This is a genomic window from Thalassospira profundimaris, from assembly GCF_003326755.1.
GTDB classification, from domain to species: Bacteria; Pseudomonadota; Alphaproteobacteria; order Rhodospirillales; family Thalassospiraceae; genus Thalassospira; species Thalassospira profundimaris_B.
Window position 1 is genome coordinate 96,688 of record NZ_JPWH01000005.1, and the last position, 26,105, is coordinate 122,792.

Here is a 26,105-nt window from a genome sequence, read left to right on the forward strand (position 1 = left end):
GATGTCATCCATATCATTGTCAAATGTCACCAAGACCTTTGGGGGTGCCGACGTCATCAAAGGCGTTGATCTGTCGATCGAGGATGGGGAACTGGTTGTTTTTGTCGGGCCGTCAGGCTGCGGGAAATCAACCCTGCTGCGCCTGATTTCCGGGCTGGAGGAAATATCTGGCGGGGAAATTCATCTGGGTGAAAAACGGGTAGACCACCTTTCCGCCTCTGCCCGCGATATCGCAATGGTGTTTCAGTCCTATGCGCTTTATCCGCATATGACAGTAGCAGACAATATTGGCTTCCCCCTGAAAATGGCCGGTAAATCCAAAACCGGGATCGAGGAAAAAACCCGCGAAATCGGCACCATCCTGCAATTGCTACCCCTGTTTGACCGAACACCGAAACAATTATCGGGCGGGCAGCGCCAGCGTGTTGCCATTGGCCGGGCTTTGGCGCGGGATCCACAAATTATTCTGCTGGACGAACCGCTATCCAACCTGGATGCCGCCCTGCGGGTTGACATGCGCATGGAACTGGCCCGCCTGCACCGTGACCTGAAGGCGACCATGATTTACGTCACCCATGATCAGGTCGAAGCCATGACCCTGGCAGACCGGATTGTGGTTTTGCGCGACGGGATCGTCGAACAGGTCGGGTCCCCGCTGGACCTTTATTTAAAACCGGTCAACCAGTTTGTGGCTGGCTTTATTGGCTCCCCCAGAATGAATTTCTGGACAGCCACGACCAATGAAAACGGTGATCTCGTCCTGCCGTCGGGCGTGGCCCTGCCTTTGCCCTGCAAACCGGGGGCACTGCAACCGGTAACGGTGGGCGTGCGCCCCGAACATCTTGTTTTGGCCGCCGATGATGGTACGGCAACTTTGCAAGGGACGGTTTTATCGGTCGAACATTTGGGTTCTGACACATTTGTTCAACTGCATTGCGGTTTTGGCGATCCGGCGCAAAGCGACATCAATGTTCGCTTTGGCGGGATCGTTCCCGTCCGTATGGGGGAACGTGTGAATCTATCAGTAGCAAGCCCCGATAACTGGCATATTTTCGATACCGAGGGTCTGCGCATTGAGGCTTCAGCATAAAACCTGCCCCAAATTGCACGAAATCATACTCAAAACACCCGGCCAAAAGCATGACCGGGTGTTTCTTGTTTCAGCCATCGTCCCGCTCAGTTCCCCTGCCAAACCAGGGCTCCGGCATAATCGGGCCATTCATCGAGATAAACCGTATCAGAAGGCAGTTTTAGGGCCGGGTCATTAATGCCGGTGCATTTGAAAATCGCCTCGTACACGCACCATTGCTGGTAAAAATCATTCTGGCGCGGATCATTGGCAAGTTGGGCCATGCGCTGCGCATCGTGGCTATTGGTATTTTCCCGCCGGTCGCCAAACAGCCATTTTTCCAGCCGGGCGATTTTGCGTGCCGGATCGCGATATTCAATATCAATGCCGATGGCCCCCGTCGGGCAAAAGGCCACGGCAAAAATATCGCGGCTATGCGAAATGCTGGCCCCGTAAAATCCGCCATGATTTGACCGGCAGAGAGCCGGTTTACCATCCTCACTGCGATGATAAAAAAGGCCGCTTTCCCCGGTCACATCTTTGGCAAGATCACACAGCGCGGCACGGGCCAGTTCCGACGTCATTTTGCGCCGTGCCAAACGGTCATCGGGCAGGTTATCCAGCCTTTTCCAGCCCCAAAAAACCCTATCCTCAAAGGCAGACATTGTTTGCATAAAGTATATCGCACCCGAATTTTATCGCACAGGCTGTATGTCTGCACTGTTTACTTGTTCTGTTTCAATGCCCTAAAACATAAAAACACAGACCTGAAAATAACCCCAAACGCCGTTTTCAACCACGATATTGCCAAAGGAGCCTGACGGCATGATGCGTTCACTGAAATTTTCGATCCTGGGACTGGTAACACTGCTTGTGGTTGCCTGCACCGCACCGATCATGCAGGTTGAAAGCCAGCCTTTTCCCGATGACACGCAAAAGCTGACAATGGATCAGCTTCAGGACGCCATCATCAAGGCCGCCAGTTCGCGTGAATGGACGGTTAAAAAAATTTCCACGGGCAAACTCATGGCGACTTATGCCCCGCGCGATCATGTTGCCAAGGTGGAAATCGATTTTTCCCAGCAGGAATTTTCAATTCTGTATGTCGATAGCACCAATCTGAAATATAGTGGCGGGACCATTCATAAAAATTACAATCGCTGGGTCAATAATCTGAAGGTTGATATCGAGCGCGAAGTTGCCGCCGCTGTTGCGGCGGCTTCCTGAGGAAAGTACACAGTCCAAGATGCAGTCTATCCCGGCTTCTATTTCCCGATGGGCGCTTTGGCAGGACCATGCCACGCACCCGACCCTAAGGACACATCTGTCTGGCGGAAAAGCAGCCGGGATTGACAATCAGGACCTGGCGCGAAGCATAGCGCCTGCCTGGCGCAGACGCCTGGACCTGTTTGGCCGGGCCAGTGCCGAGGTCCTGGGTCAGGTACTAGACGGCGTTTCGCCCGAGGATATTTGCCGGTGCCGGGTTATTTTTTCATCCCGGCATGGCAATATCGAACGCACCCTGAAACTGCTGGGCCAAATCGCGCGCGAGGAAATCCCCTCGCCTGCCGATTTCAGCATGTCGGTGCATAATGCACTGGTGGGTGTTGCCTCGATCAATTGGGGCATCACCCAGGCGCACAGCGCCATTTCGGCAGGAAATGACAGTTTCATCGCCGCCCTGACAGAGGCCTTATGCCAACTGGCCGATGATCCGCATAGCCCGGTTGTCATTATATATATAGACCTTCCCCTGCCCGAGGTTTATGCACAAAACGACCCCAAGGGCATGAAAGGCACCGCCTTTGCCCTGTACCTAGAAGCACCCGAAGCACCGAACAGGACATTAAACAGCAGCCCCCCGATCAAGCTGGAATTTGAGCCGGTTTCCGTCCCGGCAAAAACAGCACCAAACCACAACGCCACCTTTCCCTGCGCCCATGCCTGCCAAATGGCGGACTTTCTGACAGACCTGCAAACGGGCAGACTGAACGGGCAGGAAGCAACAAGTCTGCTGACAGGACACAGCTTTGCCTGGAACATGGTGCATCATGGATAAGGTGCGCCTGCCCCGCAACAAAGCCCGGACAGCGGATCATAAAATCCGGCAGGTCTGGCGGCTGTTTGCCACGGGCCTGGCTTTTTGCATTTTTGGCGTTGGCGCATTGTTGCTGGCCCTAACGCTGTTTCCCCTGATGATGCTGGTGATACGTGACCGGACAAAACGCCGCCACGCGGCACAATTTGTTATATGCCGCAGTTTTCGGCTGTTTTGCTTTGTCCTGAATATAACCGGGGTGGCATCGGTTGAATTTGACGGGCGCGAAAAACTCAATCAGGCGCGCGGTAAACTGATCATTGCCAATCACCCCACCCTGCTTGATGTCGTGATCATCCTCGCCCAAATGGATCGCTGTCAGTGTGTTGTCAAACACCAGCTTTTTCGCAATCCGTTTATGGCAGGAGTTGTGCGGGCCGCCGGGTTTATTCGCAATGATGACAACCCGGAAAAACTTGTGGCCGATGCCGCCTGCCATTTGCGCAACGGTGATTGCGTTATGATTTTTCCCGAAGGAACCCGCACCGCCAGCGGCGAAATACTGGGACCTTTGCAACGTGGTGTGGCAAATATCGCAATTAATGCGCCAGCCGACTTGATTCCCGTGATCGTGCGCTGTAATCACGACACCCTGAAAAAAGGCACACCGTGGTACCAAATACCACCCACAAAAATACAATATAATGTTCGTGTCGGATCGACTATACCCGTAACGGGAAAGACAGACCCGTCCGAGGGGCGTGCCCGCCAGGCCCGCGCCTTAACGACGGTGATAAAAAACTACTTCTGCGACAGGCTAAGCCATGACCACGCTTGAGACCGAGCTTAAAGCTTTCATCATCGACACGCTTAATCTGGAAGATTTGCGGATCGAGGATATTGACAGTAACGAGGCCCTGTTTGTTGAGGGACTGGGCCTTGATTCCATTGATGCCTTGGAACTGGGCGTTGCCCTGCAAAAAAAATACGATGTGCGGATTGATGCCAAAAATGATGACGTGAAAACCCATTTTGCGTCGGTGCATAATCTGGCAAAATTCATTGAAATGTCGCGGGGGCAGGCATGACAACACCCGCCATGCAAAGCCGCGAGGATGTTTATCAGCAGTTGCACGATTATCTGGTGGAACTGTTTGAAGTGCCCAGCGAAGACATTTCACCCGACGCCCGCCTGTTCGAGGATCTGGACCTCGACAGCATTGATGCCGTGGACCTGATTGTCAAATTTCAGGAACTGATCGGCAAAAAGGTCCCGGCAACCGAATTTCGCTCGGTGCGGACGGTTGATGATGTCGTGGAAAAAATACATGCCCTGGTCAACGCCTAAGCGTATTCTTGCCATCCTGCTTGCGATAATTGGCGCGGCATATCCCGTCCTGGCCTATTATGGGCTGTCGCATTTTTCGACACGCATTGTGTTGGGGGTTCTGCTGGTTCTGCTTGTCGCGCGCGCGGTGCTTTTTCTGGTATCGCGAAAAATCGCTGCGGCCCTTGTAACCCTGGCTGTCGCAGCCATCATTACCGGCATCAGTTATCAGACCCACATGCAGGCCCTGCGCATGTATCCGGTTTTGATCAATCTGGTGCTGGCTGGCGTGTTTGCCCTGTCGCTCAAATACCCGCCCCCGGTCATTGAACGCTTTGCCCGTTTGCGCCATCCCGACCTGGACGACTATGGCATTGCCTATACCCGCAAACTCACCGGCGTGTGGGTGGCCTTTTTTGTCTGTAGTGCGGGCATTGCCACCGCAACGGCCCTGTGGGGCACGCTGGAAGAATGGACCCTGTATAACGGGTTTATTTCCTATGTGCTGACAGGCATTTTCTTTATTGGCGAATGGCCGGTACGCCGCTGGCTGCGCCGACGTCATGAAAACAGGATATCGGGCGCATGAACGGCTTTTTTGCAGGCCTGCTCATGTCAAAATCGCGCGAGACTGTTATTTGTTTCGAGGATAATACCGCCTTTGACCGTGGCATGATCGCCGCCGATATTGCCAAGCTGGCAACCTGCCTGCGCAAAAATGACGCAGCACCCCATATTGCCATTCACTGCCAGTCATCCCGCCTGTTTTTGATCGCGCTGGCCGCCACCTGGCTGGTGCGCGGCATACCGGTGCTACCAGCCAGTAACCGCAAGGGTTATCTTGATGAAATGGCCGGTCACTTTGAGCTGTTCCTGGACGATGCGGCGATTGCCGCCATTCTGGCGGAACCCGAAAACCGCCTGATGGCACAGGGCCATATCGCAACACTGGCGCAAAATTTACCTGCCCCCGAAACCTGCCAGGCAATATTTTACACCTCCGGTTCCACCGGCGCGCCCAAGGCCATTACCAAAACACTGGCCCAGCTAGAGGCCGAAATGGCCCTGCAAACGCCGCTTTGGCAAACGGACCTGACGACGGATTGCCGCATTTGGGGCCTGGTCTCTCACCAGCATATTTATGGCCTGTTGTTTCGTGTGATCTGGCCGGTCATGACCGGGGTACCTTTCATGGCGCGTCAGGCCCGGTTTTGGGAAGATATTATTCCGGGCCTGGACACAAACGACATCATCATCACAAGCCCCGCCCATTTACAGCACCTGCATCCGGACCTGGCCAAGGCAAAACGACCGGCACGGATATTTTGTTCGGGCGGACCACTGGATCAAAAATCGGCAGAGCTTACACATGCCGCCCTTGGCATTTGGCCAACCGAAATTCTCGGCAGCACCGAAACCGGCGGCATTGCCTGGCGCCAGCAAAACAGCCCCGACACCCCGTGGCAGCCCCTGCCCGATGTCAAAACCGGCCAAAATGCCGAAGGCTGCCTGATGGTCGCCGCCCCGCATATTGACGGGGACAACTGGTATCATACCGCTGATCGCGTTGCCTTTAACGGACCCGACGGGCACCCCCGTTTTCGCCTGTTGGGCCGGGCGGACCGTGTGGTGAAAATCGAAGGCAAGCGCATTTCGCTTGACCGCGTCGAAACCCATTTGCGCAACCATGACTGGGTGGAACACGCCATTGCCCTGCTGCCCGATGAAAATGACAACCGGCTCGCCGCCATTGTCGTTCTGATCCCGCAGGGTCAGCATTATTTGCAGCAACATGGCACCTTTCAAACCGGGCGTGCGTTACGCAGCCATATCAGCCATTACGAAGAAGATGCCGCCCTGCCGCGCCGCTGGCGGTTTGTTGAAACCCTGCCCACAGACAGCCAGGGCAAAAAACCATTGCATTTGCTCCGCGCCCTGTTTGCGCAACCAGCGTCAACCACCCCAACCGCCTTATTGCCGGGCATTGTCGCCCGATCACGCGAAAATGATAGCGCCCGGCTAACCCTGCGCCTGTCGCCAGATATGCTTTATTTTCAGGGGCATTTCCCCGGTTCCCCCGTTTTGCCGGGTGTTGTGCAATTGCACTGGGCGGTTCACTATGCCCGGGATGCTTTCAATATTGTGATGACGCCTTATGAAGTTACCCAGCTAAAATACCGCAAGGTCATCACCCCCGATGATCACATTCACCTTCAATTGACGCATGATGCCGCACGCGGCCAGGTCAAATTCACCTATTCCGGCCCGGAAGGCGACTATTCCAGCGGCATCATCAAATTCTCGCAGGCGATTTAAAGGACCCCGGCCTTCATGCAGATTTGTGCGGTTATCCCCACCCATAACCATCACACGGCACTGGCCGATGTGGTCAGCGCGCTGCGTGCCAACGACCTTGCGGTTTTTATTGTCGATGATGGATCAGGCATGCTTGCGCGCGATGCCATTTCGCGCCTGCATAATCCCCAGCACGGGGTCACGGTGTATCGCCTTGATGAAAATTGCGGCAAGGGCATTGCCGTGATGAAGGGCTTTGCCACCGCAAAACGACATGGATACAGCCACGCCCTGCAGGTCGATGCCGACGGCCAGCACGATTTGGCCCGCATCCCCGATATGCTGCGCGCGGCCCGCAATAACCCCAATGCCATTATTACCGGCAAACCGGTTTATGATGACAGCATCCCCGCCGGGCGCAAATTTGGCCGCTGGATCACGCATTTCTGGGTCTGGGTGGAAACCCTGTCACTTCACATCAAAGACAGCATGTGCGGCTTTCGCGTCTATCCGCTTGATAGCACCCTTCTGGTTTGGCAGCGCGAAGGTGTGGGCGCAAAAATGGATTTTGATACCGAAATCATGGTCCGCCAATATTGGCGCGGGGTGGATGTTGTTCATGTCCCCGTTAATGTCATTTATCCGGATGGCAATATTTCCAATTTCCGCATGTGGCAGGACAATGTCCGGATCACGCTGATGCACATCCGGCTGGTTTTGGGCATGACCCTGCGCCTGCCCGGCTTTGTGTTACAGGGATGTCGCTGGCAGCGTGCGCCCCAAAACGCCGGCCGTCACCTTACATCCCCCCGGTTTTCCGCCAAAAGCGATACCTCGCCCGCCCGCCACTGGGCCGATATGGATGAACGTGGCATGTATTGGGGCATGCGGTTTTTGGGCTGGATTTACAAAACAGGCGGGCGCTGGTTGTGCCTCGCGGTGATGTTTCCGGTTATTGCCTATTTCTTTTTAACCGGGGAAACGGCACGCAAGGCATCGCGCAAATATTTGCGCAAAATGGCGCGGGTGAACGGCACACATCCGCCGCGCTGGCGCGACAGCTTTGCCCATTTCTGGCGGTTTGGCGAAGCCGCGCTGGATAAGGTTGCGGGCTGGACCGGGGAAATGAAACTCGATGATATTGTTTTGCCTGCCGGGCATGACAGCATCTTTTCCTTCATTCCCAAGGATCAGGCGATTGTTTTACTGGTCTCGCATTTTGGCAATATCGAAATCATCCGTGCCCTTGCCAGCCGCGACCGCGATTTTCGCGTCAATGTGTTGCTGCATCAAAAAAACGCCGCCCGCTTTGGCAAGGTCCTTAAAAAGCTGGCCCCGGAATCCCAGGTTAATCTGATCGAAGTCACCGAAATCGGCCCTGATACGGCCATCATGTTAAGCCAGAAGGTCGAACAGGGCGAATGGGTGGTCATCGCCGCAGACCGCGTTGCCATTGGCGCGCGCGATAAAACCGTGATGGTGCCCTTTTTGGGGGATCCGGCCCCATTGCCGCAAGGACCCTTTATTTTGGCACATTTACTGGGCTGTCCCGTTTACATGGCTGCGGCATGGCGCAACAATGGGCGTTTTGAAATTGCCTGGGACAAACTGGCCGATCGTGTCGTTTTACCGCGTGCCACCCGCACCGAAGCCATTACCGACTATGCCCGCCAATATATGGCATGGCTGGAAAAACGGGTGCGGGCACATCCATTGCAATGGTACAATTTTTTTGATTTCTGGGCCCGGCCAGAGGATGATAATGACCAAGAATAACAATCGCTTCCCGGCATTGATCTTTGATAAAGCTCCGCCCTTTCATCTTGCAGGCCACACCCGAAAATGATCAGTGCCAGCGTTACCGAAACCATCCAGTTTTATCATCTGGACCCGATGAATGTGGTCTGGCACGGCAATTATGTGCAGTTCTTTGAACAGGCCCGCTGTGCCCTTCTGGATGTGATTGACTATAATTATCCGCAAATGGATGCGTCGGGCTATGTCTGGCCGGTGGTGGATATGCGGGTAAAATATGTCCGCCCCTGCCGTTTCGGGCAAAAAATTCAAATCACTGCCACATTGATCGAATATGAAAACAGATTGAAAATCAGTTACCTGATCACGGATGCCCGAAGCGGCGAAAAGCTGACAAAGGGTTTTACCATTCAGGTTGCTATCGAAAAGGCCAGCGGCGAAATGCTGTTTCGCAGCCCCGACTTTCTGATCGACAAGCTGGAGGCAATGAATTGACCCCTGCCCGTTTCGTGCGTTCCCTGCTGTGTATCGGATTAATCGCCAGCACCATGCTGTTGCCAAAGCCCGCATCCGCCCGGCCCGGTGCCGTGGCCCTTGAAAAGGGACACTATCTTGTCGGAGAATTTTCCCTGGACCGTCATCTGGCTGGCTTTGACGCCGCGCTGAAATCCACCGGAGACTTTACACTAGTTCCCAAAGGCGGGCTGATCTGGCAAACAAAAAAACCCTTTCCCGGCACCACCATTTTGGGCCCGACGGGCATCACCAATATTGATGCCGATGGCGAAAAAAGCAGCGTTGTGGGGGGCAATGCGCAATTTGGCGTGTTTGTCGATCTGATTTCATCGGTTCTGGAAGGCAACTGGTCGGCGCTTGAAAACCGGTTTCACGTTGAATTTTCCCCGCCCTCGGAACCGGAATGGCAGGTGCGCCTCGTCCCCTTTGGTGAAAGCGCGATTGGCGGGCAGATTATTGATATTGTTGCCAGCGGTACCCGCTATGTGGACCAGGTGCGCATAAACAAACCGGGCGGTGATTATGACGACATCACACTGACCGACCAGCAGGCAAAGGCCCTGCCATTGCCCAAAGACAAGGCATCCCTTCTGCCCGGAACAACTGCACAATGACAGGCCGCCACGCAACAGCCTGGATCATTTGCCTGGTCATGGCCGCCGCCTGGTGTGCCTGGCAAATTGGCGGCGGCCACACCCGCATTGATGCCGACTTCATTTCGCTGATCGGCCAGGAAAATCCTGAAGATAGCGACATGTATAACGACATCGACAATGTCCGACATGTGCTGGCCCAGGATTCCCGCCGGGCTATTTTCATGGTTTCCGCCCCCACGCGCGAACGCGCCATCAATGCCGCAACCGACCTTGGCGGGCGCATTTCCTGGATCAACGGCACCGAAAAAGTCACCACACCGGATGATCAGGCCGGACGCCTGCCCGAATTGCTGGCGTTTTTTCAGCCCCACGCCACCGCCCTTCTGTCCCCGCAGGACCGAAAGGCCCTGAAGGCGGATCAGGGGGCAAAACTGTATCGCCGCGCCCTGCAAAGCATTTATTCCCCAACCAGCACCATTAATGCCCGTTCGTTAAGGGATGATCCGTTTTCGCTGCTGCCGCATTATCTGGCGGCAATGGCCGGTAAATTGGGCGATGGCAGTGGTGTTGTGCATCGCGACGGCCGGTTTTATGTGCCGGTTATTGCCTCGCTTGACCCGCGCCTTGCCAGTTCCGACCGCGATGCCCAGTGGGTAAATGATGCCAATCGCATCGTGGCAACCCTGGAAAAAACACCGGATATTGAGGTGGCCCGCAGCGGCCAGGTGTTTTTTGCCGCCGCCGAATCCAGCCATGCCAAAGCCGATGTCAAACGCATTGCCATGCTGGCAACCACCGGCATTGTCTTTATGGTGGGTTTGGTGTTTTTTTCCTGGGGGCCGTTGCTGGCCGCCCTGATCACGGTTGGCAGCGGCATTTTGGCCGGTATTACCGCCGTCACCATGATTTTCAACACAGTCCATGCCATTGCCCTGGTTTTCGGTGCCAGCCTGATTGGCATTGCCGTGGATTATGCCCTGCATTATGTCAGCATTGATCCGGCACGCGGCAGTGCGCGCAAACGCCTGCGGATGATTTTACCGGGGCTGACATTGGGGCTGATCACCTCCATTGTCGGTTTTGCCGCCCTGTCGATCAGCCCGACCCTGCTGCTCACCCAAATTGCCATTTATTCAGTCGCCGGGCTGATTGCCGCCTATTTGACCGTGATTTTCCTGCTGCCGTTTTTACCCGTGCAACCGGTGCGCAATTACCTGCCCATTCGCCGGTCTGTTGCCGCCCTGCGTTATGCCCAATACAGCATCACGCCGCCCACCTGGGGACGGCTGTCGCTGGTCATGGTGATATTGGCGGGGTTTGCCGCGTGCAGCCATTATATCACCAGCAATGACAGCATCCGCAATTTGGGGCATGGCAATGAAAGCCTGATCAAACAAACCATCACCATTCGCGATGTGATGGGCCTGGGAGCCAGCCCGATGTTTTTGCGCATCGAAGGCAAAACCAGCGAGGACCGCCTGCAAACCGAAGAAAAACTGCGCGAAAAACTTTCGCCCCTGCTGGAAAATGGCACGCTGGGCGGCATGGTCAGCCTGGCCGATATTATCCCGTCGCAAAAACGCCAGGCCGAAAATATGGCCCTGGTGCGCGATAAACTTTACGCACCCTTTGCCGCCCAACTGGCGCAGAACCTGCCTGTTAACATCACCCCGCCCGACCCGGCCAAAGCATCCTTCCTTCTGCCCGATGCCGCAACCCTGCTTGTTTTGCCCGAACTGGCAAACCTGCAATCGGGGAAGGGCGATCTGGTCCGTTTGCGTGGCGTACAGGATGTCGCCGCCTTAAAAACCGCGCTGGGCGACTTGGAAAATGTCCATCTGATCGACCCGGCCAGCGCCATTTCCGACCTGTTTGGCCGCTATCGCCACTGGGCATATCTGGCGCTGGGGGTTGCCATGTTTGCGGCCCTGGTGCTGGCTGTTTTCCGTTACGGCCTGCGCGATGGCATTTGCGTCTTTGGTGCGCCTGCCGGGGCCGTGTTATGTGCGCTGGCAGGCAGCTTTGCCCTGGGGGTGCCGCACAACTTTTTTACCACAATGGCCCTGTTTCTGGTTTTTGCCATTGGCGCGGATTACGTGCTGTTTCTGGCCGAAAGTCGCAACAGCCCCCATGACCAGGATACCAGCCTGGCGGTGTTGCTTTCGCTGATCAGCAGTGTGCTGGCCTTTGGCCTGCTGGCGACCAGTTCGGTACCGCTGGTCAGCGATATTGGCACAGTCATTGCCATTGGCCTGATTGCCGCGTGGATATTGGCCCCCGTTATGGCCGGGCGACGCAGCATGAACCCGGCAGGCCATTTACATGACCTGGTACAGGACGCAAACGAAGACGAAGACGACGAAGATATGTATGACGATGACACCCCCACCCACCGGAACCAGACACATGACACACAGGGGCATGGCGATGCGTAAATATGACATTGCCATCATCGGGGCAGGTCCGGCAGGTGCGGTTGCGGCAAAATTTTTGCTCGATGCCGGTTTGTCCGTCATTGTGCTGGAGGCCGCACATTTCCCGCGTTTTGTCATTGGCGAAAGCCTGCTGCCCTTTTGCATGAATGTACTGGACAAATGCGGACTGACCGAAACCATTGCCGCTCAGGCAGAAACACAGGCCTTTCAGTTTAAAAACGGGGCCGCCTTTGCCCGGGGCGAACAGCATTGCAGCATTGATTTTCATGACCGGTTCGAGGATGACGGCTGGAGCACGACCTTTCAGGTCAAGCGCGATGCCTTTGATCAAACCCTGATTGACACCGTCATCAAGGCCGGTGTGCCCGTCAAATTCGGGCATCGTATTATTGCAGCCGACCTGGCCGAGGGTGACTGCCACCTGACCTGGCAGGATGACAATGACCAAACCGGCACCATTCAGGCCGGTTTTGTTGTCGATGCCAGTGGTTATGGCCGGGTTATTCCCAAATTGCGCGGGAATCCCAATACCGCCAGCCTGATGCCGCGCCGGGCCCTGTTTACCCATATGCGCGACCGCATCACCGCGCCAGAATATGACCGCACCAAAATCCTGATCACGGTACATCCCGATCGCCACGATGTCTGGTACTGGCTGATCCCCTTTGCCGATGGCACGGCCTCGGTCGGGGTGGTTTACCCGCTGGCGGACCCATCCGCCCCCACCGATGCCCCCGATTCCCGCACACAGGAAAATGACGACGCCCTATTTGCCCGCCTGCTGGACGAAACCGCGCTGGGCACGTTGTTGAAAAATGCCGAGCAAACCCACCCGCTTGCCGCCATCGCCAGCTATAGCAACGGGAATGATCATCTTTATGGGGATGGTTATGTTTTATTGGGAAATTCGGCGGGTTTTCTGGATCCTGTCTTTTCCTCGGGCGTTACCATTGCACTCTATTCCGCAGAACTGGCCGCCAAAGCCCTGATTGCCCGCCATAACGGAGACGCAACCGACTGGGAAAACGACTTTGCCAAGCCCCTGAATGCCGGGATCGCGACATTCAAATCCTATGTCGAGGCATGGTATGATGGCCGTTTGCAACAGATTATTTTTAATCAGCCGGATCGCGATTTGCAGTTAAAACGCATGGTGGTGTCAATTTTGGCCGGATATGCCTGGAATATGGAAAACCCGCTGGTCGCCAAGACAGACCGATATTTGAACCTGTTACACGAGTTAAGCCTGTGAAATTTGGTCCTGCCTTTATCATTGCTGCGTCGTTATTAACGGCGGCCTGCACCAAACCGATGGAACTGCCCTTTGACATGGGCACCCTTGATTTGGGCGCGTTTGATTTTTCCAACTCGCAACAAAAGGAACATGCCAAACGGCATGAGGCCGCATTAAACGCGGCCGAACCCGACCATATCGTAGCCCTGAACCATGATCAAAATGCCCTGTTTGTGTTGCCGCAAATGCCCTGGGCCAAGGATGCCAACCGGGTGGATGTGATCCAGAAGGTTCATGCCACCTGGCAAAACGGCCAGTCGGTTGATTTTCAGGCCCGCATCAGCCTGGCCCCGCGCCAGGTGCATATGGTGATGCTCGACCCGATGGGACGCCGTGCCATGCAGGTCAACTGGAGCGAACGGGGCCTGAGCTTTGAGAAGGCCGACTGGATGCCTGATGCCTTTGACCCGGCCCGCATGCTGGTGGATATCATGATGGTCTATTGGCCGACAAACATAGTCCGCGATGCTCTGCCTGCCGATATGGCAATGGTGTCCAACCCGGATAACCGCCAAATTGTGACCATCGATGAAGATGGCACAAAAACTCCCTACAGCACCATCACCTATCCGGAAAAAGATCGCTGGCAGGGGGCGGCAAGCCTGCATAACCTGCGTGATGGCTATCAGATCGACATTCAGTCATCGCGGATTGACAGCCAATGACAGCAACCGTTCCACACGGGAACAGCACCACGCCTGACCATTGCACAGATACCCCCGACCAGACCGGAAAATCACCGCGCCCGGCCTGCTATCTGCACGCAATGGGCATGGTTTCCGCCCTTGGCATGACACCAGATGAAACACGGCAAAGCCTTGCAGGCACACGCGCAGCCAATATGGTCGAGGTTGACAGCTTTTTACCCGGCCAAACCGTAACCGTGGGCAAGATCGCCCGCGAACCCGCCGCCCTGCCCGCCCATTTGCAGCATCACGATACCCGCAACAACCGAATGTTATGGGAAGCCACCCGGCAGATTGATGATTGTATTGCCCAAACCATTGCCCGTTTTGGCAAACAGCGCATTGCCGTCATCCTTGGCACCAGCACATCGGGCATCGACGAAGGCACGCAGTCCTACCGGGAATATTTGCAAAAAGGCGCCCTGCCAGAGGATTTCACCTATTCCGGCCAGGAAATTGGCGCCCCGGCCGATTTCCTGCGCGAGGCCCTGGGCCTGGGCGGGCCTGCCTATGTCATTTCCACGGCCTGTTCCTCCAGTGCCAAGGTGTTTTCCGCCGGGCAGCGATTGCTAAAGGCTGGGCTTTGCGACGCTGTGCTGGTGGGCGGGGTGGACAGCCTGTGTGGCCTGACCATTGCCGGTTTTGCCGCCCTGCAATCGGTGGCAGAAGGGCGCTGCCGCCCCATGAGTGCCAATCGTGACGGCATCAATATTGGCGAGGGGGCGGCCATTTTCGTGATGCGGCGCGACCCCGCCCCTATTGCCCTGATGGGTGTTGGCGAAACATCGGATGCCCACCACCCCAACGCCCCCCATCCGGAAGGCATCGGCGCACGGGCGGCAATGCGGGCCGCCCTTAACCAGGCGGGCATGGCACCAGCGGATATTGCCTATTTAAACATGCATGGTACCGCCACCCCGCTTAATGACAGTATGGAATCCCGTGCCATTCACGACCTGTTTGGCGACCATGTGCCGGTCAGTTCCACCAAACCCCTGACAGGCCATACCCTGGGTGCTGCCGGGGCAATTGAAAGTGCGATTTTATATCTCACCCTGTTCGATGCGCCACAGGGTGCCCCCCTGCCCTTACATATTTGGGATGGCGCACCCGACCCCGACCTGCCCGCCATCAAGCTGGTTTCACAAGGCAATAACCGCCTGCCACCGATGACAAAATGCGCCATGCTCAGCAATTCCTTTGCCTTTGGCGGCAGCAATGCCTCGGTTATTCTGGCAACCGGCTGGGACCAGCCATAAATACCATCCCTTAAACCGCCCGTATCGGGCAATTTTCACCCCAAACAAGGCCCATCGGAATGCCAAAACGGCACAGCCCCTCTCCCCCCGCAGAAACACCGGCACAAAATGGTTTTCCCGCCATTGAAAAGCTGGTGCCGCACGCTAAGCCCATGTTGCTGATTGACCGCATTCTGGCCGCCGATGACACATCCCTTAAGGCTGCTGTTCAGATTGATGAAAACAGTCTGTTTTATACCCCCGAAAACGGTGTTCCATCCTATGTGGGCATCGAATATATCGCCCAGGCAGTTTCGGCCTATAGCGGCTGGCGTGCCTGGCAGGCCAGCACAACCGGCAACAGCGAACCGCGCATCGGTTACTTGCTGGGCACCCGCAAAATGACCCTGCATGAAACCAGCTTCACGGCGGGCGACCATTTAACAATTGATGTGGAAAACATCTTTGAGGATGGCGAAATGGGCGTGTTTGACGGTACCGTCTGCCGGGACGGACAGGTGATTGTCAGCGCAAGGATAAACGTGTATCAGCCAAAGGCAGAAAATACACCAACATCATAATGGAACATCAGGGTTCGATGACAGACACCATTTTGGTAACAGGTGCCAGCAAGGGCATTGGTGCCGCAACCGCCCGCCGCCTCGCCCGTGATGGCTTTGACATTATCGTGCATTATCATGCCGACCGCGCCGGGGCCGATGCGGTTTGCGCCGATATTGCCGCCCTGGGCCGCAATGCCCGCCCCATTCAGTTCGATATCGCCAATCGTAACCAGACCCGCACCGCGATCGAGGCTGACCTGGCGCAAAACGGGGCTCCCTATGGTGTGGTTTTAAATGCCGGTCTCACCCGGGATGCCGCCTTTCCCGCACTTGAAGATGACGAATGGGATACGGTGATCAACACCAATCTGGGCGGGTTTTACAATGTGGTCAAACCGCTGGTCATGCCAATGGTCCAACGGCGCAAACCGGGGCGTATTGTGGCCCTGACATCGATTGCCGGGATTGCCGGCAATCGCGGGCAGGTAAATTATGCGGCCTCCAAGGCCGGGATCATTGGCGCGGTCAAATCGCTGGCACTGGAACTGGCGAAACGCAATATCACGGTCAATGCCGTGGCACCGGGCATTATTGAAACCCAAATGACCGCCGACCTGCCCGAGGCCGACTTGCGCGCCATGATTCCGCTGCGCCGGTTTGGCAAAACCGACGAAATTGCCGCCACCATCGCCTTTTTGTGCAGCGCCGATGCCGCCTACATTACCCGCCAGGTCATCAGCGTAAATGGCGGCATGTTATGAGCCTGCATTTCCCCCGCCGCGTGGTTGTAACCGGCATGTCGGGCGTAACCGCCCTTGGCAATGACTGGCACAGCATTCGTACCCGCATGAATGATGGCGAAACCGGCATTTGCCGGATGGAAGACTGGGACGGAAAATACGATCTTCGCACCCGCCTGGCCGCCCCGGTGCGGGATTTTTCACTGGCGGGGAAATTTGGCCGCAAGCAGTTGCGCAGCATGGGGCGCGTTGCGCAAATGGCCCTTGCCGCCACCGAAAACGCCCTGATGGATGCAGGCCTGCGTGATGATAAAGCCATTTTGCAAGGCGGACGGCTGGGGATATCCTATGGGTCGTCCTTTGGCAGCACGCCGCCGGTTTTGGGTTTTACCCAGCTTTTTGAAACCGGGTCATCGAACGGCATTACCGCAACCAGCTATATCCAGATGATGAGCCACACCGCAGCAGTCAATATTGGTGTGCTATATGGTATTTGCGGGCGGGTTATTCCCACATCAACCGCCTGCACATCGGGCAGCATGGGCATTGGATATGCCTATGAAGCCATCAAATATGGCATGCAGGATGTGATGATTGCGGGCGGGGCCGAGGAACTGTGCCCGACAATGGTGGCGGTGTTTGACACCCTGTTTGCCACCAGCACCAATAATGACGATGCCAGCAACACCCCGCGCCCCTATGACGCGCGGCGCGACGGGCTGGTGATTGGCGAAGGGGCCGGCACCCTGATTTTGGAAGAATATGAACATGCCCGTGCGCGGGGTGCGACGATTTACGCCGAAATTGCCGGTTTTGCCAGCAATTCGGATGGCACCCATATTACCCAGCCCGCCGCCGACAAAATGCAGGTTGCCTTGCAGGGCGCGTTAGATGATGCCGGGCTGACTGCCCGTGATATTGACCTGGTTAACGGACATGGCACCGCGACCGATCATGGCGACCTTGCCGAAACCCTTGCCACACAGGCGGTATTTAATCGCAAGGTGCCACTCCATACCCTGAAGGGGCATTTTGGCCATTCGCTGGGCGCGTGCGGGGCCATTGAGGCCTGGCTGGGGATTGAAATGATGCGCGAAGGCCGCTTTGTTGCCACCGCCAACCTGGAACAGGTGGACCCGCAATGTGGCAAGCTGGACTATATCACAGGCAGCGCCCGACATATGGACGCCACCCATATCATGTCAAACAACTTTGCCTTTGGCGGCATCAACACATCGCTGATTTTGCGTAACGCCAACGCCATTGCCTGATGGCACATTCATTCCCTTTTGATGTGGCACAGGCAGGCAGTGCACCAGGTGGGGGACGGATCTGGTTGCACTGCCTGCTTTGCCAGCCTGGCAACGGGGATTAAAACTGGTAAACCAGCCCCAGGCCAACACCGTAGATCACGTCATCCTCGATGATTGAACTGTCGGTATATTCGTCTGGCAGGAAGGTGGCACTGGCGTTGGCACGCACCATCATCTGTGCCGTCAATTGATACGCCACCGACGCATCAAGATGCGGCAAAAAGGCGCTATCGGCCGAATAGGCCGCGCGGTCGGCACGGGCCTCGTTGGGGCGAACCTCGACATAATAATTATTCAGGTCGGAATCGCGCCACATCACGCCACCGCCCACTTCATAATGGAAACGTCCGCTCTGAAACGGTACTTTGTAGGTGGCATCGGCCTGCTTGCCTTCGTGCTCGCCACTCACATCATGCAGAAATTCGATATGGGCTTCGCCCGGGCCAAACTGGCGGTCATAGGCCACACCGGTTTCAAAGGCCCAGTCCCTTTCATGCAGGCCACGCAGATAGCGGCTGTCATCGTCATCAAACGGTTTCATCCGCACATTTCCCAAAATGGAAACGCTGCCCCAGTTACCCTGTACGATTTTCGCCCGGATGCCATCAATGCCAACATGCAGGCGTTCACTGTCAAAAGCCAGCCACGGCAAGCCGCCAAAATCGGCATTATCCGCCCCACGATAGGGCGACGTATCGACAGTACCCACGGCACCAAGCTGAAAATGCCCCTGCAGCCACTGATCGCGATAGGACGTGGTTTGTGCGCTATTGTCATCATTTGCTGACATGGTCGTGTTGACCGTCCTGGGTGCGGCTGCGTCATCGGCCTTTGCAACGACAGGGAATGTCACAGCAGCCATGCTTATCGGCAACACGCAATAACTTAAATGATGCAGTCTCATGTCCTGAAGAAATCTCCGCCATTGATTTGAAATGATCGATTTTTTAAGGGCCCGGGCCCAGACATTGCTCGTGTCCCAAATCTTCAAACCAATTTGCCGGTTTTAAGGCAGTCCGGCGTCCGTACAGATACGTTCAAACGCACAAAGCGTCCGAATGCGCATCAGGACGTGCCATTTTCCTTTCTTCTCAGGCTGCTGGGTGTTTCGCCGGTGATTTTTTTAAACGCCAGATTAAAGGTCGATTTTGAATTGAACCCCACCGCCAGAGCAACATCAAGAATGGGTCGGTCCGGTTCGCCCAGCAAAATCCGGCGGGCTTCGGCAATGCGGGCACTGTTTACAAAGTCAAAAAAGTTCTGCCCGATATGATGGTTCAGAACATAGGAAAGCTGGTTGGGCGACAGACCCACCGCACGCGCCAGTTTGGGCAGCGAAATCATCGGGTCATGCAGCAAATCGCCCTGGCCGTGAATGATCATCAGGCGACGTTTGGCGCGCGCGGCATCCTCTTCATCCAAAACGGGCCGCGGCGTGGTTACGTCTATCGGCAGCGACAGGCCCGGCTCCTTTGCCGCTGCTGCATCATCATCGGGTATGGCCCGTGCTTCACCATTGCCCGCAAAACTTCCGGAACCGACGGAACCGGGATGCTGGCGCATGCCAGATGCCGTATGCGCAAGACCGGGGTTCCCGACCAGATCATTTAAACCCGTTACAGGTTTCGCCGCGTCAACCACAACCAGGCCAGACTCGGTTTTGTCCAGAAAGTGACGAATCGGTGACTCTCCATCCCCTGAAATTCCGCCACTTGTTTTTTCACCGGCACCTTTATCATATAAACTGATGAATGCGGCATCTGACGGAATTTCATCCGACGTTCTGCCCATTTGCCCGATATCCTTTACCGAACGGCCAGGCTCGGTCGGGTCGGCCCCGTCTTCCATGTCATGACCCTCAGTGTCATCCCAATCGGGCAACACGAACACCACCTGGTGTGTTGCCAGGGTGTAACTTAACCAGAAAAACACCAGCAGGAAGGCCACATTCAAAAACTGAAAGGACCACAAAAAGGCATCCCAGCGAAAATCGGATGCCACTTCCTGCACCACAAAAACCAGGAAAATAAACGAAACGCTGCCTAAAACATTCCGTAACCAGCGCACCATGTCCTGGCGCTGGGCACCAAGCTGCTTTTGCACCTGCCGGAAATAGCGCACCGCCACCCGCCAAAGCAAAACAACATAAATCACCGCCTGAACATACAGTCCGAAATGAAGAATATTGAGCAAAGCAACCATAAGCGGACTGCTTCTTTCGGCCAGTTCATAGCTCAGTTCGCCATTAACGGGCATTGGTCCGATGCCAATCAGCAACCAGAATGTCAGATTGGCAACAATTGGCACAACCGCGAAATGCAGCCTGTAATTCAGTTTTGTCCGGCCTGCAGCCTCGCAAAAATACAGATAAATTGCCGGCGTAATCACGAAGTTGAAGGGCAAAAATATGAGGCTGTCATAGAAATTGAGTGCGGGTCCGCCAAAAACATCCACGACATCCTCAATCAGGTTCGCGCAGACTGCGGCAATAAACAGCATCATCCAGCGATTGGCCCGCAGCGCCCGCTTTCCCTCCGACAGCAACAAGACACAAAAAAAGCCCGCCTGCATCAATCCCAAAACCGAGATGAACAGCTCCACACCTTCATAGAAACTAACTGTCTTCAAAATTCTTCCACCCTGCACAACCATACAGGCCATACCTTGCGGTTGACCTGTCCGGTATTTCCGGTCCCATATGCAGGCCCGTCTGTATCCATTCTATATGTCCGAATAAAATTTCGTGCGTCCGATCCTGCACGAACGGACGCCATATTCGTTTTTTTCAGCCAGTTTTTGCCAATGAACAACGACAGAATATCACAGACTCAACTGTTGATAAAAATTCTCTTCCATAACAAAACTGAAATTGACTATATCGGTTCGATATATAACAATTAAGACTATATCGAACCGATATATTGAATTCATGAATAAAGGCATCACAAACGGCAATGGATATCCGGTCCCTATGTCTCGGCGCGCTGATGGCGGGTGACGCCAGCGGTTACGAGATCCGCAAAATGTTTGAAGAGGGTATTTTCAGCTATTTCCAGATGGCGTCCCTCGGTTCGATTTACCCGGCCCTGACAAAGCTGGGCCAGGAAGGGTTGGTGACATTCACCGCCCAGGAACAGGAAAACCGCCCCGACAAAAAGGTATACAGCCTGACCCCGGAAGGCCGCCGAACATTTTTGCGCACCCTTTTCCAAACCCGCCCCGGCGAGGACCGCTACCGGTCTGACATTCTGTTTTTGCTGTCCTTTGCCCACGAGCTTCCGGTTGAACTGTGTGAAGCCCTGATCGACGAATATAGCAGCCGCCAGGAAGTCATGCTTGAACATATCCGCGAGGCCAAATGTCCGACAAAATCCGGCCCCGGGCCGGAAAATACCGAAAATCCCTGCCAGATGGCCGGTCCTGACTTTATTGGCGGACTGGGAGAAGCCGTGTGCAAGGCCACCCTGGATTTTATCGACAAAAACAAAGAATCGTTTTTAACCGAGCTACGCAACCGTCGCGCTGGCAGGCCCTGATCGCAGAAAGCGCACGTCGCCCCGGCGGCAATTATAAAAAAACAGGCACAGACCTTTTAGGAACGCGAAACCAATGAATGCTTCACGTTTGATCGCCATCGCGCTGGTTGTTGGCGCGGCCCTGTGGATCGGTTCCAGCATGATCCCCGGCGCGGAACCCGCCCCGGCACAGGAAACCGACGCCGCCACTCCCGCCACAGGCGCAACCGACAAGGGCGGTTCATCCCAAATAGCGGCTCCTTTGCCCTCTGTCCGGGTGATGGCATCAAGCGCACAGGACCATGTCCGGCACCTTGTCCAAACCGGCAATACCGAGGCGGCAACCAAATCCGATATTCGGGCGCAAACATCATCGCGCGTTGTTGAAATTGGTGTCGAAAAGGGCGCAACGGTCAGGAAGGGCGACATGATCGTGCGCCTTGCCGCCGATGACCGCCCGGCCCGGCTGGAAAAGGCCCGGGCCCTGGTGGATCAGCGCGAACTGGAATATGACGCTGCCAAAAGCCTGGCAAAGAAAGATTACCGGTCAAAAACCGGCGTTGCAGAATCCAAAGCCGCCCTGGAAGAGGCCCGCGCCGATTTAAAGGCGATCGAGGTTGAGCTGAACCAAACCACGATCCGCGCCCCATTTGACGGTGTTATTGAAACCCGCCCGGCTGAAATGGGCGATCTGGTATCGGTTGGTGACATCATCGCCACCATTGTTCAACCCGACCCGATGCTGGTGGTTGCCCATGTGCCCGAACATTCCATCGGGGCACTGCATGTCGGGCAAATGGCCCATGTGCGCCTGTTTGATGGTCGCACCCGACAAGCTGTTGTGCGCTACACTGCCATTGCCAGCAATAACGACACCCGAACCTATCGCATCGAGGTGGAAATGGACAATGCCGACCATTCCATTCCCGATGGCATGACAGCAGAGGTGGTTATTCCCGTTGGCACGGACAAGGCCCACCAAATCGCGTCCTCGTCCCTGACGCTGAACGATCAGGGCGAACTGGGCGTGCGCGGTGTTGAACAGGGCAAGGTGGTGTTTTACCCCGTCAGCCTGGAGGGCGGCGACCGGGAAAAGGTCTGGATCAGTGGCCTGCCCGAGAAGATCGACCTGATTGTCGTTGGACAGGACTGGGTCAAGGAAGGCACGGAAGTGACGCTTGACCGGATTGACCATATTCCGACCAGTGCCACACCCGCGACCGGCAGTGATACCGCACAGGCCCGCGGACCCGATGCGACCAGCGACACCAGCACCAGCGTTTCCGGCAACTGAGCGGCGCGCAAAGGAAATTCAACCATGTCCCTTATTGATCTTGCGCTGAACCGTTCGCGCACCGTCATCATGACGCTGATCCTGCTGCTGGTGGCGGGCTGGGTGGGCTATAATGCCATCCCCAAGGAAGCCGACCCGGATGTGCAAATTCCGATCCTGTATGTTTTGATCCATCACGAGGGGATTTCCCCCGAAGATGCCGAACGCCTGCTGTTACGCCCGATGGAGCAGCAATTGCGCACCATCGAAGGTGTGAAGGAAATGCGCTCGCAGGCTTATCAGGGCGGGGCATCGGTCACGCTGGAATTTTACAGCGACGTCAATATCAACGATGCGCTGGCCGATGTGCGCGAACGGGTGGATATTGCCAAATCCGACCTGCCCGATGATACCGACGACCCCGAAGTGCATGAAGTGAATCTGTCGCTGTTTCCGGTTCTGGTTGTCACGCTGTCGGGCGAGGTACCCGAACGGACCCTTTTGCGCCTGGCACGCAACCTGAAAGACGATATTGAAGGCATCCCGGCGGTATTGGAGGCCAACCTTGCCGGGAACCGCGAGGAGCTGGTGGAATTTGTCATCGATCCGATGAAGATTGAAAGCTACCGGCTCAAGGGAGTTGATATTGTCTCGCTGGTGCGCAATTCCAACTCGCTGGTGGCGGCAGGCGCACTGGATACGGGTGCCGGGCGCTTTAACATCAAGGTTCCCGGCCTGTTTGAAGATGTCGATGATATTTTGAACATGCCGCTGCTGGTGGACGGGGATTCGGTGATTCGCTTTCGCGATATTGGCGAGGTACGCCGCACCTTCAAGGATGCCACCAGCTTTGCGCGGCTTAATGGCCGCCCCGCCATTGCGATTGAAGTTTCCAAACGGGTGGGCGAAAACATCATTGATGTGATTGATGCGGTCAAGGCTGTCACGGCCGAAGATGCCACCGCCTACCCCGAAACCGTTCAGGTCACCTATTCACAGGATAAATCCTCCGACATTCGCACCATGCTTAATGACCTGCAAAACAGCGTCATTCTGGCAATTCTACTGGTGATGGTGGTGGTGATCTGGTCACTGGGCTGGCGGTCGGGCCTGCTGGTGGGGCTTGCCATTCCCGGCTCGTTCTTGACAGCGATCCTGATTTTGTGGGCCTTGGGCATGACGGTGAATATCGTTGTGCTGTTTTCACTGATCCTGGCGGTTGGCATGCTGGTTGATGGTGCCATCGTTGTCACCGAATATGCCGACCGTAAAATGCTCGATGGAATGCACCGCAAACAGGCCTATCCGCTGGCGGCCAAACGCATGGCAATGCCGATTATTGCCTCGACGGCCACCACACTGGCAGCGTTTTTGCCTCTGGCCTTCTGGCCCGATGTGGTGGGCGATTTCATGAAATTCCTGCCCATTACGGTGCTGTTTACCCTGTCGGCCTCGCTGGCGATGGCGCTTATTTTTGTGCCAACCGTGGGCGCATGGTTTGGCAAACCCGGCACCAGTTCCAACGAAGCCCTGGATGCCGTGGCCGCAGGCGAGACCGATCAACTTAAAAAACTGACCGGTGGGACCGGCTTTTATATTCGCTTGTTGCAAAAGTCGCTGCGGGTTTACTGGCTGATCATTCCGGCGGCCTTCGTGATCCTGATTGCCGTGTGGTGGGCCTTTGGCATGTTTGGCAAGGGATTTGAATTTTTCCCCTCTGTCGAGCCGGAGAATGCCGCCGTACAAATTCGCGCGCGGGGCAACATGTCCTATTACGAGCAGGACGCTCTGGTCCATCAGGTCGAAGACCGCATTCTTGCCCTTGATGACCATTCCGAAAGCGGCCATCACTGGTTTGACACGGTTTACAGCCGGGCTGGCGCATCCGCCCAGGGCGGCGATAACAGCCCGGAAGATGTGATTGGCGTGATCCAACTGGAATATGCCAACTGGCAGCTACGCCCCAAGGCCAGCGAAATCGAACATAAAATCCTGGAGGCAACCCGTGACCTGGCGGGTATTCAGGTTGAAATCCAGGCTGCCGAAGCAGGCCCGCCCCAGGGCAAGGATGTCCAGATTCAGTTGCGTTCGCTTTATCCCGATCTTCTCGATAAAACATCGGCCGAAATCATGGCCGGGCTCCAAAAAATGGGGGGTCTTTACAATTTTGAAGACGGCAAATCACCGCCCGGCATTGACTGGGAATACAAGGTAGACCGCGCCCAGGCGTTAAAATTTGGCGCGGATATTGCCACCATCGGCAATACGGTCAAGCTGGTGACAAACGGTATTTTGTTTTCCACCTACCGGCCCGATGATTCGACCGAGGAAATTGACATTGTGGGTCGCTTCCCCGAAAACCGCCGCACCCTGGAGGAATTGCAACGCCTGAATATCGTCACCGACAAGGGGCTGGTGCCGGTTTCAAATTTCGTTACCCGCACCGCAGAGCACAAAACCGGCACCCTGCACCGGGTGGACAGCCGCCGTGCGCTTACGGTCAAGGCCGATGTCACCGAAGGCATTTTGGTTGATACCAAGGTGCAGGAAGTCAAGGAATGGCTGAAAACCCTTGATATTGACCCCCGTGTCAATGTCGAGTTCAAGGGCCAGGATGAAGAACAGCAAAAATCGGCAAACTTCCTCAAGAATGCCTTTTCCGCCGCGCTGTTCATCATGTTCATTATTCTGGTAACGCAGTTTAACTCGATCACCAGTTCGCTTCTGATCATGATCGCCATTATCATGTCCACCGCCGGGGTATTGGGCGGGTTGCTGTTAACAGGCCAGCCGTTTTCGATTGTCATGAACGGGATCGGCATTGTCGCGCTGGCCGGGATCGTGGTGAATAACAATATCGTGCTGATCGACACCTATGACCGGCTCAAACTAACGGCGAACAGCATCGAGGATGCCATCCTGCAAACCTGTGCCCAGCGTTTGCGCCCGGTGATGTTAACGACCGTGACCACCATTTTGGGCTTGGTGCCCATGGTGCTGCAAATCAATATCGATTTTGTCACCCGCGAGTTTTCCATTGGCGCACCTTCCACCCAATGGTGGGTGCAACTGGCAACCTCGATTGCCTTTGGCCTGACCTTTGCCACCGTACTGACACTGGTTTTTACCCCCTGTGCCCTGTTGATGGTCGGCCGGATTGGCAAGCGCTGGCGGCATTGGCGTAATAAAGGAAAAACCCGCCACGATGATCAAAGCGGGCCCAAAGCTCCAGCCCATTCCTGAATGAGTAACAGGCCCCGAACACTCCTGGCAAAGGCTGCCCCGTGATACGGGCAGCTTTTGCTTGTACGAACCAAGCCCGGCTGGAAAGCGGCAGATACACTTCCGTTCTGTAAAATGATAAAGCCATAACAGACCGCAAACAGACCAAAACAAAGGGCCAGCCGGGAATACCGACTGGCCCTTTTTAAGGAAATATCGTCTTGCAGGGT

24 protein-coding genes are annotated in these 26,105 nt (G+C 55.6%); 21 read left to right on the top strand and 3 right to left on the bottom strand.

What is annotated here, in order from left to right; translation table 11 throughout:
• Position 1 precedes the first annotated feature (1 nt).
• Entirely contained in the window at positions 2 to 1,090 is a 1,089-nt protein-coding gene (locus tag TH25_RS07785; protein ID WP_114087863.1) for an ABC transporter ATP-binding protein, read from the top strand.
• Positions 1,091 to 1,176: 86 nt separating this feature from the next.
• On the opposite strand, the gene TH25_RS07790 is transcribed toward TH25_RS07785, so the two are convergent.
• Positions 1,177 to 1,743: a 4'-phosphopantetheinyl transferase family protein gene (locus TH25_RS07790; RefSeq protein ID WP_114087864.1), complete on the bottom strand. Its 567-nt coding sequence runs from the start codon at positions 1,741 to 1,743 to the stop codon at positions 1,177 to 1,179.
• 151 nt (positions 1,744 to 1,894) lie between these two features.
• Here TH25_RS07790 and TH25_RS07795 point away from each other — a divergent pair, with 151 nt between their 5' ends.
• From TH25_RS07795 to TH25_RS07875, 17 genes are all read left to right on the top strand, one after another.
• On the top strand, positions 1,895 to 2,296 hold the full coding sequence (locus TH25_RS07795; protein ID WP_114087865.1) for a hypothetical protein: 402 nt from the start codon (positions 1,895 to 1,897) through the stop codon (positions 2,294 to 2,296).
• A 19-nt stretch (positions 2,297 to 2,315) separates the two neighbouring features.
• Positions 2,316 to 3,128 carry a beta-ketoacyl synthase chain length factor gene (locus TH25_RS07800; protein ID WP_114087866.1) on the top strand — a complete coding sequence of 271 codons (813 nt, stop codon included), beginning with the start codon at positions 2,316 to 2,318 and terminating at the stop codon, positions 3,126 to 3,128.
• Positions 3,121 to 3,945, top strand: a complete 825-nt coding sequence (locus TH25_RS07805; protein WP_114087867.1) for a lysophospholipid acyltransferase family protein — start codon at positions 3,121 to 3,123, stop codon at positions 3,943 to 3,945. The genes TH25_RS07800 and TH25_RS07805 overlap by 8 nt, the downstream gene beginning before the upstream one ends.
• Positions 3,932 to 4,195, top strand: a complete 264-nt coding sequence (locus TH25_RS07810) for a phosphopantetheine-binding protein (RefSeq protein ID WP_114087868.1) — start codon at positions 3,932 to 3,934, stop codon at positions 4,193 to 4,195. Before TH25_RS07805 ends, TH25_RS07810 begins: the two co-directional genes overlap by 14 nt.
• Complete coding sequence (locus TH25_RS07815) at positions 4,192 to 4,455, top strand: acyl carrier protein (RefSeq protein ID WP_258549075.1); 264 nt, start codon at positions 4,192 to 4,194, stop codon at positions 4,453 to 4,455. Before TH25_RS07810 ends, TH25_RS07815 begins: the two co-directional genes overlap by 4 nt.
• Positions 4,436 to 5,023: a COG4648 family protein gene (locus TH25_RS07820; protein WP_114087869.1), complete on the top strand. Its 588-nt coding sequence runs from the start codon at positions 4,436 to 4,438 to the stop codon at positions 5,021 to 5,023. The genes TH25_RS07815 and TH25_RS07820 overlap by 20 nt, the downstream gene beginning before the upstream one ends.
• The gene (locus TH25_RS07825; protein WP_114087870.1) at positions 5,020 to 6,750 is read left to right on the top strand and encodes an ApeI family dehydratase; all 1,731 of its coding nucleotides are present in this window, start codon (positions 5,020 to 5,022) and stop codon (positions 6,748 to 6,750) included. Before TH25_RS07820 ends, TH25_RS07825 begins: the two co-directional genes overlap by 4 nt.
• 15 nt (positions 6,751 to 6,765) lie before the next feature.
• Positions 6,766 to 8,505 (top strand): glycosyltransferase family 2 protein, encoded by a 1,740-nt coding sequence (locus TH25_RS07830; protein ID WP_114087871.1) that lies wholly within the window; start codon positions 6,766 to 6,768, stop codon positions 8,503 to 8,505.
• A 66-nt stretch (positions 8,506 to 8,571) separates the two neighbouring features.
• Entirely contained in the window at positions 8,572 to 8,979 is a 408-nt protein-coding gene (locus TH25_RS07835) for an acyl-CoA thioesterase (protein WP_114087872.1), read from the top strand.
• Positions 8,976 to 9,614, top strand: a complete 639-nt coding sequence (locus TH25_RS07840; RefSeq protein ID WP_114087873.1) for a LolA family protein — start codon at positions 8,976 to 8,978, stop codon at positions 9,612 to 9,614. Before TH25_RS07835 ends, TH25_RS07840 begins: the two co-directional genes overlap by 4 nt.
• Positions 9,611 to 12,031 carry an MMPL family transporter gene (locus TH25_RS07845; RefSeq protein WP_114087874.1) on the top strand — a complete coding sequence of 807 codons (2,421 nt, stop codon included), beginning with the start codon at positions 9,611 to 9,613 and terminating at the stop codon, positions 12,029 to 12,031. The genes TH25_RS07840 and TH25_RS07845 overlap by 4 nt, the downstream gene beginning before the upstream one ends.
• Positions 12,003 to 13,283, top strand: a complete 1,281-nt coding sequence (locus tag TH25_RS07850) for an NAD(P)/FAD-dependent oxidoreductase (protein WP_181847476.1) — start codon at positions 12,003 to 12,005, stop codon at positions 13,281 to 13,283. Before TH25_RS07845 ends, TH25_RS07850 begins: the two co-directional genes overlap by 29 nt.
• Positions 13,280 to 13,990, top strand: coding sequence for a DUF3261 domain-containing protein (locus TH25_RS07855; RefSeq protein ID WP_114087876.1), 711 nt, complete (start codon positions 13,280 to 13,282; stop codon positions 13,988 to 13,990). Before TH25_RS07850 ends, TH25_RS07855 begins: the two co-directional genes overlap by 4 nt.
• Complete coding sequence (locus tag TH25_RS07860) at positions 13,987 to 15,270, top strand: beta-ketoacyl-[acyl-carrier-protein] synthase family protein (RefSeq protein ID WP_114087877.1); 1,284 nt, start codon at positions 13,987 to 13,989, stop codon at positions 15,268 to 15,270. The genes TH25_RS07855 and TH25_RS07860 overlap by 4 nt, the downstream gene beginning before the upstream one ends.
• Positions 15,271 to 15,329: 59 nt before the next feature.
• Positions 15,330 to 15,830, top strand: coding sequence for a hotdog family protein (locus TH25_RS07865; protein ID WP_114087878.1), 501 nt, complete (start codon positions 15,330 to 15,332; stop codon positions 15,828 to 15,830).
• Between the two features lie 17 nt (positions 15,831 to 15,847).
• Complete coding sequence (gene fabG, locus TH25_RS07870) at positions 15,848 to 16,573, top strand: 3-oxoacyl-ACP reductase FabG (RefSeq protein WP_114088010.1); 726 nt, start codon at positions 15,848 to 15,850, stop codon at positions 16,571 to 16,573.
• The gene (locus TH25_RS07875; RefSeq protein ID WP_114087879.1) at positions 16,570 to 17,823 is read left to right on the top strand and encodes a beta-ketoacyl-ACP synthase; all 1,254 of its coding nucleotides are present in this window, start codon (positions 16,570 to 16,572) and stop codon (positions 17,821 to 17,823) included. The genes fabG and TH25_RS07875 overlap by 4 nt, the downstream gene beginning before the upstream one ends.
• 100 nt (positions 17,824 to 17,923) lie before the next feature.
• Here TH25_RS07875 and TH25_RS07880 read toward each other — a convergent pair whose 3' ends face one another.
• Together TH25_RS07880 and TH25_RS07885 are read right to left on the bottom strand one after the other, a co-directional pair.
• A complete protein-coding gene (locus TH25_RS07880; protein ID WP_181847478.1) occupies positions 17,924 to 18,655 on the bottom strand; it encodes a MipA/OmpV family protein in 732 nt (243 codons plus the stop codon).
• A gap of 275 nt (positions 18,656 to 18,930) precedes the next feature.
• Positions 18,931 to 20,493 (bottom strand): helix-turn-helix domain-containing protein, encoded by a 1,563-nt coding sequence (locus TH25_RS07885; protein ID WP_258549076.1) that lies wholly within the window; start codon positions 20,491 to 20,493, stop codon positions 18,931 to 18,933.
• A gap of 326 nt (positions 20,494 to 20,819) precedes the next feature.
• Here TH25_RS07885 and TH25_RS07890 point away from each other — a divergent pair, with 326 nt between their 5' ends.
• The 3 genes from TH25_RS07890 (at position 20,820) to TH25_RS07900 (ending at position 25,896) form a co-directional block, all read left to right on the top strand.
• Positions 20,820 to 21,401, top strand: a complete 582-nt coding sequence (locus TH25_RS07890; RefSeq protein WP_114087881.1) for a PadR family transcriptional regulator — start codon at positions 20,820 to 20,822, stop codon at positions 21,399 to 21,401.
• A 73-nt stretch (positions 21,402 to 21,474) separates the two neighbouring features.
• Positions 21,475 to 22,674 (top strand): efflux RND transporter periplasmic adaptor subunit, encoded by a 1,200-nt coding sequence (locus TH25_RS07895; protein WP_114087882.1) that lies wholly within the window; start codon positions 21,475 to 21,477, stop codon positions 22,672 to 22,674.
• 24 nt (positions 22,675 to 22,698) lie between these two features.
• Positions 22,699 to 25,896 carry an efflux RND transporter permease subunit gene (locus tag TH25_RS07900; protein ID WP_114087883.1) on the top strand — a complete coding sequence of 1,066 codons (3,198 nt, stop codon included), beginning with the start codon at positions 22,699 to 22,701 and terminating at the stop codon, positions 25,894 to 25,896.
• The last annotated feature ends 209 nt before the right edge of the window (positions 25,897 to 26,105 follow it).